This is a genomic window from Streptomyces sp. XY431 (assembly GCF_001279805.1).
Taxonomy (GTDB): domain Bacteria; phylum Actinomycetota; class Actinomycetes; order Streptomycetales; family Streptomycetaceae; genus Kitasatospora; species Kitasatospora purpeofusca.
In genome coordinates this window covers 60,752-73,169 of sequence record NZ_LGDO01000128.1, presented here as the reverse complement: position 1 = coordinate 73,169, position 12,418 = coordinate 60,752, and the positions used below count along the sequence as shown (strand labels likewise).

12 protein-coding genes and 2 tRNA genes are annotated in these 12,418 nt (G+C 72.8%); 5 read left to right on the top strand and 9 right to left on the bottom strand.

All coding sequences use genetic code 11. The annotated features are described in order from the left end of the window. On the top strand, positions 1 to 1,182 hold a 1,182-nt coding region (locus tag ADK60_RS16375), incomplete at its 5' end, for an EF-Tu/IF-2/RF-3 family GTPase (protein WP_286185282.1). A 36-nt stretch (positions 1,183 to 1,218) separates the two neighbouring features. On the opposite strand, the gene ADK60_RS16370 is transcribed toward ADK60_RS16375, so the two are convergent. Continuing rightward, a complete protein-coding gene (locus ADK60_RS16370; protein ID WP_053646764.1) occupies positions 1,219 to 1,644 on the bottom strand; it encodes a thiol-disulfide oxidoreductase DCC family protein in 426 nt (141 codons plus the stop codon). Positions 1,645 to 1,830: 186 nt separating this feature from the next. Here ADK60_RS16370 and ADK60_RS16365 point away from each other — a divergent pair, with 186 nt between their 5' ends. Next, the gene (locus ADK60_RS16365) at positions 1,831 to 3,474 is read left to right on the top strand and encodes an AbeC-like domain-containing protein (protein ID WP_053646758.1); all 1,644 of its coding nucleotides are present in this window, start codon (positions 1,831 to 1,833) and stop codon (positions 3,472 to 3,474) included. Between the two features lie 82 nt (positions 3,475 to 3,556). On the opposite strand, the gene ADK60_RS16360 is transcribed toward ADK60_RS16365, so the two are convergent. From ADK60_RS16360 to ADK60_RS16345, 4 genes are all read right to left on the bottom strand, one after another. Then, entirely contained in the window at positions 3,557 to 4,117 is a 561-nt protein-coding gene (locus tag ADK60_RS16360) for an HIT family protein (RefSeq protein ID WP_045938291.1), read from the bottom strand. 72 nt (positions 4,118 to 4,189) lie between these two features. Next, positions 4,190 to 6,169 (bottom strand): threonine--tRNA ligase, encoded by a 1,980-nt coding sequence (thrS, locus tag ADK60_RS16355; protein WP_053646757.1) that lies wholly within the window; start codon positions 6,167 to 6,169, stop codon positions 4,190 to 4,192. Positions 6,170 to 6,268: 99 nt separating this feature from the next. Beyond that, complete coding sequence (locus tag ADK60_RS47665; protein ID WP_053646756.1) at positions 6,269 to 7,456, bottom strand: hypothetical protein; 1,188 nt, start codon at positions 7,454 to 7,456, stop codon at positions 6,269 to 6,271. Between the two features lie 32 nt (positions 7,457 to 7,488). Beyond that, positions 7,489 to 8,043 (bottom strand): DUF4365 domain-containing protein, encoded by a 555-nt coding sequence (locus ADK60_RS16345; protein WP_053646753.1) that lies wholly within the window; start codon positions 8,041 to 8,043, stop codon positions 7,489 to 7,491. 153 nt (positions 8,044 to 8,196) lie between these two features. On the opposite strand from ADK60_RS16345, the gene ADK60_RS16340 reads away from it, so the two are divergent. Beyond that, positions 8,197 to 8,964 carry an exonuclease domain-containing protein gene (locus ADK60_RS16340; protein ID WP_053646751.1) on the top strand — a complete coding sequence of 256 codons (768 nt, stop codon included), beginning with the start codon at positions 8,197 to 8,199 and terminating at the stop codon, positions 8,962 to 8,964. An 87-nt stretch (positions 8,965 to 9,051) separates the two neighbouring features. On the opposite strand, the gene ADK60_RS16335 is transcribed toward ADK60_RS16340, so the two are convergent. From ADK60_RS16335 to ADK60_RS16325, 3 genes are all read right to left on the bottom strand, one after another. Beyond that, positions 9,052 to 9,123 (bottom strand) — tRNA-Val (locus tag ADK60_RS16335). A 208-nt stretch (positions 9,124 to 9,331) separates the two neighbouring features. Next, positions 9,332 to 9,403, bottom strand: a tRNA-Val gene (locus ADK60_RS16330). 123 nt (positions 9,404 to 9,526) lie between these two features. Next, on the bottom strand, positions 9,527 to 9,976 hold the full coding sequence (locus ADK60_RS16325; RefSeq protein ID WP_053646778.1) for a TIGR02611 family protein: 450 nt from the start codon (positions 9,974 to 9,976) through the stop codon (positions 9,527 to 9,529). 278 nt (positions 9,977 to 10,254) lie between these two features. Here ADK60_RS16325 and ADK60_RS16320 point away from each other — a divergent pair, with 278 nt between their 5' ends. Together ADK60_RS16320 and ADK60_RS16315 are read left to right on the top strand one after the other, a co-directional pair. Next, positions 10,255 to 10,668 carry an SsgA family sporulation/cell division regulator gene (locus tag ADK60_RS16320; protein WP_030056266.1) on the top strand — a complete coding sequence of 138 codons (414 nt, stop codon included), beginning with the start codon at positions 10,255 to 10,257 and terminating at the stop codon, positions 10,666 to 10,668. A 488-nt stretch (positions 10,669 to 11,156) separates the two neighbouring features. Beyond that, entirely contained in the window at positions 11,157 to 11,726 is a 570-nt protein-coding gene (locus ADK60_RS16315; RefSeq protein WP_030396012.1) for a CGNR zinc finger domain-containing protein, read from the top strand. A gap of 34 nt (positions 11,727 to 11,760) precedes the next feature. Here the strand turns inward: ADK60_RS16315 and ADK60_RS16310 are convergent, their stop codons facing one another. Then, the gene (locus ADK60_RS16310) at positions 11,761 to 12,300 is read right to left on the bottom strand and encodes a hypothetical protein (protein WP_053646749.1); all 540 of its coding nucleotides are present in this window, start codon (positions 12,298 to 12,300) and stop codon (positions 11,761 to 11,763) included. Between the last annotated feature and the right edge of the window lie 118 nt (positions 12,301 to 12,418).

Below are 12,418 nucleotides of genomic sequence, written 5' to 3'. Positions count from 1 at the left end.
CTCGCCCCCCTCGCCGCCCAGGTCGTCCGCGTCACCGGGGACGCCTACGTCGGCCGCATCAGCCTGCTGCGCGTCTGGGCCGGCACCCTGCGCCCGGACACCCGCATCCGCCTCACCGGCCCCCACCACCCCGCCGACCAGGACGGCGACGAGCGCGTCACCGCCCTCACCAGCCCCTTCGGCAAACTCCAGCGCCCCGTCCCGCACGCCGTCGCCGGCGACCTCGTCTGCGTCGCCAAACTCACCACCGCCCGCTCCGGCGACACCGTCCAGGAACCCGGCCACCCCGTCGAACTCGACACCTGGCCGCTCCCCGACCCGCTGCTGCCGATCGCCGTCGAGGCCCACAGCAAGGCCGACGACGACAAGCTCTCCCAGGCCCTCGCCCGGCTCGCCGCCGAGGACCCGGCCGTACGCCTCGAACAGAACCCCGGCACCCACCAGCTCGTCCTCTGGTGCACCGGCGAGGCCCACGCCGAGACCCTCCTCGACCGCCTCCGCAACCGCTACGGCGTCCACGTCGACACCGTCGCCCACAAGGTCGCCCTGCGCGAGACCTTCGGCACCGCCGCGGCCGGCCACGGACGCCTCGTCAAACAGTCCGGCGGCCACGGCCAGTACGCCATCTGCGAGCTGGAGGTCGAACCCCTCCCCGCCGGCTCCGGCTTCGAGTTCCAGGAACACGTCGTCGGCGGCGCCGTCCCCAAGCACTTCATCCCCTCCGTCGAGAAGGGCGTCCGCGCCCAGCTCGCCAAGGGCGTCGCCACCGGCCACCCGCTCGTCGACATCCGGGTCACCCTCACCGACGGCAAGGCGCACTCCGTCGACTCCTCCGACTCCGCCTTCCAGAACGCCGCCGCCCTCGCCCTGCGCGACGCCGCCGAACACGCCGTCATCCGGCTCCTCGAACCCGTCGCCGCCGTCCGTGTCCTGCTGCCCGACGACTACCTCGGCGCCGTCCTCGGCGACCTCTCCGCCCGCCGCGGCCGCGTCCTCGGCACCGAGACCGCCGGCCCCGGCCTCACCCTGCTGCGCGCCGAGGTCCCCGAACTCGAACTCGCCCGCTACCCCGTCGACCTGCGCTCGCTCACCCACGGCACCGCCGAGTTCGCCCGCTCCCACCTGCGCCACGAACCCATGCCCGCCGCCCTCGCCGCCCGCTTCGCCGACCAGGACGACTGAACCGCCGCAATCAGCCCAGTCGTCAGCCCCCTACCGTCAGCGCTGCGGCAGCGCGCAGGCCGCCGTCCCACCCGGCATCCGGTGCCGGTAACGCGCCACCCAGCGGTACACCAGCCCCGCCACCGGCCGCACCGGCGCCAGCGCCAGCACCCCGCCCAGGTACGCCCACGCCCCGCCCGAACGCATCAGCAGCCGCGCCACCGCCTGCGCCCCGCCGTACACCCGGCCGGCCGGCGTCACCCAGAGCACCTCGCGCTCCGCGCGCTCCCAGGACACCTCCCCGCGCCCCCCGGCCAGGGCGTCCAGCCCCGCCAGGTCCGCGAACTGGAACGGCACCGCCTCCCAGCCGCCCGACGCCAGCGTCTGCCGCAGACAGCGCTCCGCCCAGGTCGCGCACGTCGTACAGAACGCGCAGTCCCCGTCGAAGACCAGAACCGGATCCGTCAGCGCATCGCTCTCCATACCGCCCATCGTGCCCCATCCCACCCGGCCGCAGGCTCCCGGGGCGCGTCGAACAGGCGAAACGTGGGCATCATGCCCCACGGGCCCGACGTGGCCCGTTCGTGACGCCAGTTCAGACGATCATCCGCGCACCGGTACCCCGGCGCGGTACCCTGCCGCAGGACAAGGGGAGGAGGGGACGCCACCGTGACCACACTCGACATGACCCCGGGTGCGCAGATACCCCGGACCGATGCCGGCCCGCAGACCGCCGGCACCCAGGCGCTCTCCTCGGCCGCGTACCGCGACGCCGGACTCACGGGCGACGCCGCCAAGCTCGACGGGGCCACCGCCAAGAAGGGCCGCTTCGCCCTCTTCGCGCCCAACTTCGGCGAGGCCTTCAGCAAGGCGCTCATCTCCCGCGCACTCAACGGCGACCGCAAGCCCCTGGTGCCCGCCTTCGGCGTCGACACCCGCCAGGTCGTCGAGCACTGCCTCGCCGCCGAGGAGATCCGCCGCGGCCGCGACCGGCAGCTGTCCACCGTCTCCGTCGTCACCGGCCTGCTCTTCCTGCCCGGCACCCTGATCTGGCTCGGCGCCTTCCAGCTCCGCGCCTGGCTCAAGCGCGACAACCCCAAGAACGCCGGCGTGTACGGGGGCGTCGTCCTCTTCCTCGCCGCCGCCGTCGCCGTCCTGCTCGCGATCAAGCCCCCGGCCGGCGGCATCCTCGGCCTCTACCTGCGCATCGTCATGCTGGCACCGGTCATCGGCTGGTACCTCGCCAAGCGCATCGTCGTCCGCACCGCCCTCGACCTGCGCGGCCGCTGGCTGCAACTCGTCGAGGGCAACGCCGTCGCCGCGACCGTCCCGATGGCCGTCCCCCGCGACGACCTCGACAAGAAGGCCGCCGACCTGCGCGCCAAGCTCGGCCGACTGGAGTCCGAGCAGGAGACCAACGTCCAGCACTACGCCGGACCCAAGGGCATCCTCGGCGCCGGCCGCCGCTGGGGCGAGTGGAAGCTCATCGACACCCTGCGCCCCGCCGAGGGCCAGATCGACTTCCGCCAGTTCCACCCCTGGGACCTCGTCCGCAAGATCTCCGGCCACCTCAAGGCCCTCGGCATCAGCGAGGTCGCCAACAGCGGCATCCCCGATGTCCGGATCAAGCAGTGGGTCGTCTTCGAGGTCGGCGAGAACGCCGACGAGATCAGCCGCCCCGGCAGCGCCGACATGGACGGCGACCACATGCGCGACTTCGCCGTCCAGGCCATAGCCGACAAGCAGACCTTCGGCGGCGGCCCCCGGCACTACCTCGCCACCCAGTTCATCACCCACGACGGCAAGCTCGTACTGACCTTCACCGTCACCGTCGCCCTGCTCGCCAACACCCTCAACGTCACCGTCGCGGCCTTCGCGCTCGGCCCGATCAACGGCTACTTCTTCGACAAGCCCAAGGACAAGGAGAAGTCGGTCGCCAAGACCGTGCGGTTCTGGGAGGAGCGCACGGTCAAGCTCCCGCTGATCGACAACGACGAGGTCGTCCGGCAGGCCGTCCGCGCCCCCTTCTACCGGATGCCGAGCCTGCTGTCCTGGCTCGGCGGCGGCCTCGGCCTGCCCGAGCCCTTCGGCCTGCGGCACATCTGGGCCGGCCAGCCCTGGGACACCCGCACCATGGCCGACAACGCGCTCAACGTCTCGCACCCGGTGATCGGCGCCGTCCACACCGCGACGATGGAGTTCCTCGCCGAGCACGACCTCGACACCGAACGCGCCTTCAAGGGCCGCGCCGCCGGCCTCAAGGCCGAGGCCCAGGGCAGCCGGCCGTTCAAGGTCGACCGCTACGACGCCTGACCGGGCCGCCCCGCGACACGAGGAGGGCCCCCGCCGACCGTTTCCGGGTCGGCGGGGGCCCTCCTCGTGTCGGGCGCAAGCCCTAGTCCACCGGCCAGGCCTCGGCCAGCATCTTCCGGGTGTCCGCCAGCAGTTGCGGCAGCACCTTGGTGTGACCGACCACCGGCATGAAGTTGGTGTCCCCGCCCCAACGCGGCACCACGTGCTGGTGCAGGTGCGCGGCGATACCGGCCCCCGCCGCGGCGCCCTGGTTCATCCCGATGTTGAAGCCGTGCGCGCCCGAGGCCGCGCGCAGCGCCGTCATCGCCTTCTTGGTGAACACCGCCAGCTCGGCCGTCTCCACCTCGTCCAGCTCGGTGTAGTCCGCCGCGTGCCGGTACGGGACCACCATCAGGTGCCCGCCGTTGTACGGGTACAGGTTGAGCACCGCGTACACCGCGTTCCCGCGCGCGACGACCAGCCCGTCCTCGTCGGTGAGCGACGGGATCGAGCAGAACGGACAGCCGTCGTCCGGAGCCGGGCCGGTGGGCTTGTTCTCGCCCTGGATGTAGGCCATCCGATGGGGGGTCCACAGGCGGCGGAAGCCGTCCGGCTCCCCGACGCCCCGCTGCAGTTCCGGCTCAGTCGTCATGCTGATCAGCATATTCGCCCGCCCCCGCTTGCAAAGCGCGCGGGGCGGACTCCCGAAGGAGCCCGCCCCGCGCACACAGTCGGGTCAGACCTGGATCCGGCGCTCCACCGCGTCCACGATCTCCTGCACGGCCTCGGCCAGCGGGACGCCGTTCTTCTGCTCGCCGTTGCGGTAGCGGAAGGAGACCGCACCCGCCTCGACGTCGTCGTTGCCGGCGATCAGCATGAACGGGACCTTGGTCTTCTGGGCGTTCCTGATCTTCTTCTGCATCCGGTCGTCCGAGGTGTCCACCTCGACCCGGATCCCGCGCTTCTTCAGCTCGGCCGCGACCTCCAGCAGGTACGGCACGTGCTCGTCGGTGATCGGGATACCGGTGACGGTGACCGGGGCCAGCCACGGCGGCATGGCGCCGGCGTAGTGCTCCAGCAGCACCGCGAAGAACCGCTCGATCGAGCCGAACAGCGCCCGGTGGATCATGACCGGCCGCTGGCGCGAGCCGTCCGCCGAGGTGTACTCGAGGTCGAAACGCTCGGGCAGGTTGAAGTCCAGCTGGATGGTCGACATCTGCCAGGTACGGCCGATGGCGTCCTTGGCCTGCACCGAGATCTTCGGGCCGTAGAAGGCCGCGCCGCCCGGGTCCGGGACCAGCGGCAGGCCCTGCTTCTCGGCCACCGCGGCGAGGACGGCGGTGGCCTCCTCCCAGGCGTCGTCGCTGCCGACGAACTTCTCCGGGTCCTTGGTGGACAGCTCCAGGTAGAAGTCGGTCAGACCGTAGTCGCGCAGCAGGTTGAGCACGAAGGTGAGGGTCGAGTCGAGCTCGTCCGCCATCTGCTCGCGGGTGCAGTAGATGTGCGCGTCGTCCTGGGTGAAGCCGCGGGCGCGGGTCAGGCCGTGCACCACGCCGGACTTCTCGTACCGGTACACGGTGCCGAACTCGAACAGGCGCAGCGGCAGTTCACGGTACGAGCGGCCGCGCGCGTCGAAGATCAGGTTGTGCATCGGGCAGTTCATCGGCTTGAGGTAGTAGTCCACGCCCTCGTCGAGCTGCATGGGCGGGTACATGCCGTCCGCGTACCAGTCCAGGTGGCCGCTCTTCTCGAAGAGCTTCCCCTTGGTGGCGTGCGGGGTGTAGACGAACTCGTAGCCCTCCTCCTCGTGCCGGCGGCGCGAGTAGTCCTCCATGGCGCGGCGGATGATGCCGCCCTTGGGGTGGAAGACGGCGAGGCCGGAGCCGATCTCCTCGGGGATGGAGAAGAGGTCGAGCTCGTTGCCGAGCTTGCGGTGGTCGCGCTTGGCGGCCTCCTCCAGGAACTCCAGGTGCGCCTTGAGCTCGTCCTTGCTCGGCCAGGCGGTCCCGTAGAGGCGCTGGAGCATCGGATTCTTCTCGCTGCCGCGCCAGTAGGCGGCGGCCGAGCGCATGATCTTGAACGCCGGGATCATCCGGGTGCTGGGCAGGTGCGGGCCGCGGCAGAGGTCGCCCCAGCACAGCTCGCCGCTCTTGGCGTCCAGGTTGTCGTAGATGGTGAGCTCGCCGGCGCCGACCTCGACGTCGGCGCCCTCGCCGGCGGTGGCGGCGGAGCCCTTGAGGCCGATCAGCTCCAGCTTGTACGGCTCACCGGCCAGCTCCTCGCGGGCGGCCTCGTCGGTGACGACGCGGCGCGAGAAGCGCTGGCCCTTCTTGATGATCTCCTGCATCTTCTTCTCGATGGCCTTGAGGTCATCGGGGTGGAACGGCTTCTCGACGTCGAAGTCGTAGTAGAAGCCGTCCTTGACCGGCGGGCCGATGCCGAGCTTGGCCTCCGGGAAGAGCTGCTGCACGGCCTGGGCCATCACGTGCGCGGTGGAGTGGCGCAGGATGTCGAGGCCGTCGGGGCTGCCGATCACGACCGGCTCGACCTCGTCGCCGTCCTGGACGGCGTAGGCGAGGTCCTTGAGCTGGCCGGCGACCTTGGCCGCGATGATCGAGCGGTCGTCCGCGAAGAGCTCGGCGGCCGTGGTGCCCGTGGTCACCACGCGCTCTTCCCGATCGGGTTCGCGGTTGATGATTACCCGGACGTCCGTCACCGGTCTCTCCTGACGTGCTGGATTCAGAGGACGCAGCACAGCGCTGCGTCTGACGATGGTACCGAGACCGGTGGCCCCACCGTCACCTCCGTACCCCTCCTATGCCTCCCTCCCCTCCCCCAGGGTCTTGAGCAGCCGCTCGCGCTCGGCGTCCTCCAGTCCGCAGGGCTCCGGGCCGGAGGGCCGGGTGAGGCGGCGGAAGCCGCCGCGCCGTTCCAGGCGGCCCGAGATCCGCACGGGGGTGCCGGCCAGGTGGGCCTCGGCGGCGAGACGGTAGGCGGCGTCGGGCAGCCGCACCTTGACCTCGTCGACCTCGGCGCCGCCGAGCACCCGCAGCCGGACGCTGCCGGGCCCGGCGGGGTCGGCCCGCTTGAGCCGGACCACGAGGCCGACCAGGGTGACGGCAACGGCGGGTTCGAGACGTTCGAGCAGTTCGGCGGCCTCGGCCAGGGCGGGCAGGTCGCCGGGCGAGAACTCGACGGCCGTCCGGCGGTCGCCGAAGCCGCCCGGGGTGCCGGCGGCGGCCGACCAGGCGACGGTGAAGCGGCTCGCGGTCGCGCCGCGCACGAGGTCCTGGACCGCGTCGACCAGCTCGCGGCTGACCCCGGACTGGACGGCGTTCTCGAAGGCCTCGGCGCCACCGCTGACCCGGCGGTAGTCGACGGCGTCGCGCAGCGCCTCCAGGGCGCGGACCAGGGTGGTGATCGCCGCCCGGCCCTCGGGGGCGGGGCTGTGGGCGGTGAGCCCGGGGCCGTCGGCGACGACCAGGACCCGCTCCAGGAAGTCGCCGGCCCAGGTGTCCAGGCGGGCGCCGAAGTAGGCGGCGCGGGTGCGGCCGGCCTTGGCGCCGGCGGCGAGCATGGCGCGGGCGGCCCGCCGGAGCCGTTCGGTCTCCTCCCAGGGCGCGGTGCCGGGGGTGGCGGCGCCGGGCGGTCCGGCCGGGTCGCGGTGCCAGTGCAGTTCGTCGCCGGGGACGGCGAGGGCGAGCAGGATGGCCCGGGCGGAGGGGCTGGCGGAGCGGGAGAGCGCGGTGACGGCGTCGGTGAGCAGGTCGACCGCGTCGTCGAAGCCGTCTCCGGCCGGGACGAGCAGGCTGACGCCGGGGTCGGTGCCCTCGGGGGGCGTCCAGCGCCCGTAGCGGGCGGAGGGTCCGCCGCGCCGGATCCAGCCGTGCCGGGCGAGCAGGGTGGCGAGCACCGCGGGGTCGACGGCGGCCGGATCGGGCAGCGGCCCGGTCTGCGGCGGTTCGCCTGGCGCGGGGCGCAACGGCCCGTGGGGCAGTGTCATGGAGCGGCTCCTCCCGGCCGGGGGCCGGGCCGTCACGGGCTGCCGCCCGCTCCGACCCTGGCCATGATGTCGCACAGGGCGCGGTCGTCGAAGACCTTCGCGGTGGGGACGCGGACGTTGGTCCGGCGCTGCCCGGTGACGGGGTGGCCGGCCAGGTTGACCCAGTAGCAGCAGTGCCGCAGCTCCAGCGCGTCGGGCCGGGCGGCGAGCCAGCGGTCCACGCGGCGGGGCAGCAGCATGACGACGAGGATCCGGGGCACCGCGACCCGGGGTCGGGCGAGCTTGCGCAGGTGGTCGTTGTCCAGGGTGAAGGAGAAGAAGGCGCCGCGCGGGTCGGGCGCGATCTGCTGGGTGGCCTTCAGCTGGATCTTGACGGTGACCTCGTCGTCGACCTCGTGGCTGCGCGAGCCGTGGCTGACCTGCCAGTCGATGCCGTTGTCCGGGAACGGCTGCGAGAGCGAGCAGCCGGCCGCGGCGACGACCGCGTGCAGATAGCCGACCTGCAGGGTCTCCATGCAGGCCGTCACCGCCAGATCGCCCCGCAGGACGGCCGCCGCCTCCTCGGGCTGCGGCTGCGTCAGCGCCATGACCGTCCGTCCCTCCCCCGTCCCCCCGGCCGGTCCGGATTCGAACGCGGCACCCGTGGGCAGGGTGCCCGGCCGGTGTGCCGCCAAACGGTTGAGGGGGTGTCAGGGGCGGGTATCACCGGGGCGGGAACACGCTGTTTTCGAGGGGCAGTCATGCAGCAGCACTGGTTCACCGGCCCGCTCGCCTCCTTCGACACCGAGACCACCGGCGTGGACGTCGAGTCCGATCGCATCGTCTCGGCCGCCCTGGTCGTCCAGTCCGCCCCGGGCGCGGCCCCGGTGGCGACCAGTTGGCTCGCCGATCCCGGCGTGCCGATACCCGACGGGGCCCGCGCGGTGCACGGGATAGACGACGCGAGGGTGCGGGCGTTCGGGCGCCCGGCGGCGGTGGTGGTGGCCGAGGTGGCCGCCGCGCTGGCCGAACAGGCCCGGGCCGGGCGGCCGGTGGTGGTGATGAACGCGCCGTACGACCTGACACTGCTGGACCGCGAGCTGCGCCGGCATCGGGGGACGTCGCTGGCCGAGGCGACCGGTCCGGCGGCGCTGCTGGTGCTGGACCCGCGGGTGCTGGACAAGCATGTGGACCGCTACCGCCGGGGCCGGCGGACGCTGACGGACCTCTGCGCGCACTACGGGGTCGAGCTGACCGGGGCGCACGAGGCGGCGGCGGACGCGACGGCGGCGCTGGAGCTGGTGCGGGCGGTCGGCGCCCGGTACCCGGGGGCGCTGGGCGGGCTGACGGTGGGCGAGCTGCATCTGCGGCAGGCGGTCTGGCACGCGGCGCAGGCCCGGGGGCTGCAGGCCTGGTTCGACCGGTCGGGGGCGGACGAGCGGGTGGACCTGTCCTGGCCGATGCGCCCGGCCCGGTGCGGTTGCGGGCGGCGGCTGTCGCCGGAGCACGACTGCCAGGTGGCCGCGTAGGGGCCTGCCCGGTCCGCGGCGGCCCGACGCGCACGAAACGCCGCAGGCCCTGACCGGTATCCCGATCAGGGCCTGTGTGCTGTCCGGTGGGCGATACTGGGATCGAACCAGTGACCCCTTCGGTGTGAACGAAGTGCTCTCCCGCTGAGCTAATCGCCCGGGCAACGAGAAGAACTGTAGCACCATTCGGGGGGTGCCGTACAACTCGTTCGGGGAGTGCCGCCCGACGCACCCACAGAACTCCCGCACCGTGCGGAAGATGACTGTGCCTCAGGACATTCCCCGACACCGTTCACCGGATTGCGGGAAATATATGTGAGGCCCAGCCGATAATCGGCTGGGCCTCACATATCACAATGCATTCCGGTGGGCGATACTGGGATCGAACCAGTGACCCCTTCGGTGTGAACGAAGTGCTCTCCCGCTGAGCTAATCGCCCGGGTGCAGGGAAAACATTACCGCATCCCCGAGGGTGGTCCGAACCGCTCTCCCCGGCGGCCCGACCGCCGCCCCCGGCGACGCCCTCACCCGGACGGCCCCGCCCGGCGGGCGGGCGGACGGCTCAGTCCTCGTGGATCTTCCAGGGCATGACCAGCCCGTACTTCCACAGGTACCAGCCGCCGAGCGCGGCGATCAGCACCAGGCCGATCGCGGTGAGCGTCAGATTGCGCCGCCGGACCTTCGGGTCCAGGGCCTTCTGGGCCGCCTCGGCCACCTTGCGGCGGGTCCAGCGCAGCGCCAGCTGGGCCCAGACGAACTCGGTCGCCCAGATACCCATGCCGAGGAAGATCACCACCCAGCCCGGTCCCGGCAGCGGCAGCATGACCACGCCGAGCGCCACGACGGCGAGGCCGACCAGGAAGACGGCGACCTGCCAGCTCAGGTGCAGCGGGCGGGAGCGGCGGATGAAGCGCGGGGCCCGCGAGCCGAGCGGCCTGCCGCCGTCCGCACCGGCCTCCGCCGCCCCCTCCGGGCCGGAGCCCCCGCCCTCGTCGTCCGCCCCCGTCGGCACCCCCGTGTCGTCCGGCACGATCGCATCCCCCGTTCCGGTGTTCCCGCCCGCGTCACCGCGTGCCTTGTCGCTTCGCACAGTCATGCCAGGAAACTAACCGAGAAGGGCTCCGGTAATCGCCCGGAGGCCGGTCTGTGGCGATTCCGCAATGCGCCGTAAGGGGTACGACTCGCGCCCGAATCGGGACAGAGGGGTTTACATCGGTCTTGGAGGTGGGATGGTCCGTTCGCCGACGTGCGATTCCCCGAGCGCACACTGAGCGAAAGGCCATGGCGCTTATGAACACCACGGTCAGCTGCGAGCTGCACCTGCGCCTCATCGTGTCCAGCGAGTCCTCACTGCCCGTCCCCGCGGGCCTGCGCTACGACACCGCCGACCCCTATGCCGTGCACGCCACGTTCCACACCGGCGCCGACGAGACCGTGGAGTGGGTGTTCGCCCGAGATCTCCTTGCGGAGGGGCTGCACCGACCCACCGGTACCGGCGACGTCAGGGTCTGGCCGTCGCGCAGTCACGGGCAAGGGGTGGTCTGCATCGCCCTGAGCTCTCCGGAAGGAGAAGCCCTGCTGGAAGCCCCGGCCCGAGCGCTTGAGTCGTTCCTCAAGCGGACGGACGCCGCCGTGCCACCCGGCACCGAACACCGTCACTTCGACCTCGACCGGGAGCTGTCCCACATCCTCGCCGAAAGCTGACCGACCGGAGGCGGTCACGCCCCGCTGTCGGCGGGGTCGTCACCCCTGCCGTCACCGCAGCCGTCCTACTCGGGGGCACGGCAGCACACTCAGCCGCGCACGACGCGGTCTCGGGGCCGGTGATGAAACGGTTCACCCCGACCGGGGTGGGCCCGCCAGCACCGCACGCGCCCGGCACCGGAGCCGGCCATCCGCACGGGTGGCCGGCCTCGCTGTCGGGCGCGACCGTTTCCCGCCGCTCGTTCCCCCGGTTCCTTCCCCCGCCTGCACGGACGGCTGTGCCCCGGGACGCGGCTCCGACTGCCCGGGAGTCCGCCCCGGCGGGCACCACTCGACCCGGCCCCCGGAGGAAACTCCGTACAGACCTACGGAATCCGTACGCGTCTTCGAAGCAAGCCACCGCCGGACCCCTCGCCGCCCCGGTAAGGTCTGGGAATGACCCGTAGTCGCGGGGTGCCCACGGCCCCCTCCGCACGAGGAGCCTCCACGTGCTGATCACCCATGACACCGAGTGCGCCCTGAGCATCCTCGTCGAGCTGCTCAACACCGCACCCGAGGTGTGCGGCACCGAACTGCTGCCCGACACCGCGGCGCTCGACGCCTTCGTGGTCCGGCAGGAGATCAGCGAGGTCGACTCCCTCACCGAGGACGACCTGCGCCAGGTGCACGAGCTGCGCTCCCGGCTGCGCGAGGTCTTCGGCACCGAGTCCACCGAAGAGGCCGCCGAGCAGGTGAACGCCCTGGTCGCGGCCGCCGGGACGACACCCCGGCTGACCAACCACGACCACCACGGGTGGCACATCCACTACTTCGCGCCGCACGCCGCGCTCGGCGACCACCTGGCCGCCGAACTGGGCATGGCGCTGGCCTTCATCCTCACCGCGGGCGAGCGCGAGCGGCTGCGCCGCTGCGAGGCGCCGGACTGCGCGAGGGTCTTCGTGGACCTCTCGCGCAACCGCTCGCGCCGCTACTGCGACAGCCGCACCTGCGGGAACCGGCTGCACGTCGCCGCGTACCGGGCCCGCCAGCGCTCCGCGGAAGCGGTGCCCTCGGCCTGAGCGGCCGGGAGCCCGGGCACCGGGAGCGGCGCGGTCAGAGGCCGCGCCGGCGCAGGATCTCCTCGATGTCGGCGAACTCGTCCAGGCCGTCGTCGCCCTTGCCAGGCTTACCGGCCTTGCCAGGCTTACCGGCCTTGCCCGCCCTGCCCTGCTCGGCCCGGGCGGCCTCCTCCGCGCGCTTCGGGACCGGCCCGGCGGCCGGGGTACCGGCGGCGGGGGCCACGGCGGGCCTGGCCGGCGCGGGCCCGGCGGCCGCCGGACGGGACTCGCTCCCACCGGCCACGGCCCCGCGACGGCCCACCCAGCGGGTGGCGGCCAGCAGACCGGCCGAGACACCCAGCAGCACGATGCCGGTCCACACCCGGGGGTCGAACACGAGCTTGGTCGCCCAGTCGGCCAGCTCGTCGCCGATCGTCCGGGCCACCGGGAACAGACCGGTCAGATAGAGGCCCAGCGGCAGCAGCGCGACGGCGAACCAGCGGGTCGCGGAGAGGAAGCGCCGACGGTAGGCCCGCAGGCCCGCCACGGCCACCCCGGCCGCCGTGAGCGCGACACTGACCGCCGCCGTCAGCACGGCCGCCTCCCCTCGCCCGTCGCCGCCGCCCCGGTGCCCGGGACCGTCCTGCTGGTCGGGGCCGTCGCGGCCGTCGCCGCCGCCCCGTCGGTCGGAGTCGTCATCCCGTCGGACCTCC

What these genes read in the sequence shown, in the direction of transcription:
- ADK60_RS16370 (WP_053646764.1), bottom strand. Translation starts at nt 1,644, where the DNA reads ATGGAGAGCGATGCGCTGACGGATCCGGTTCTGGTCTTCGACGGGGAC.
- ADK60_RS16360 (WP_045938291.1), bottom strand. Translation starts at nt 4,117, where the DNA reads ATGCTGATCAGCATGACGACTGAGCCGGAACTGCAGCGGGGCGTCGGG.
- ADK60_RS47665 (WP_053646756.1), bottom strand. Translation starts at nt 7,456, where the DNA reads ATGACACTGCCCCACGGGCCGTTGCGCCCCGCGCCAGGCGAACCGCCG.
- ADK60_RS16345 (WP_053646753.1), bottom strand. Translation starts at nt 8,043, where the DNA reads ATGGCGCTGACGCAGCCGCAGCCCGAGGAGGCGGCGGCCGTCCTGCGG.
- ADK60_RS16340 (WP_053646751.1), top strand. Translation starts at nt 8,197, where the DNA reads ATGCAGCAGCACTGGTTCACCGGCCCGCTCGCCTCCTTCGACACCGAG.
- ADK60_RS16320 (WP_030056266.1), top strand. Translation starts at nt 10,255, where the DNA reads ATGAACACCACGGTCAGCTGCGAGCTGCACCTGCGCCTCATCGTGTCC.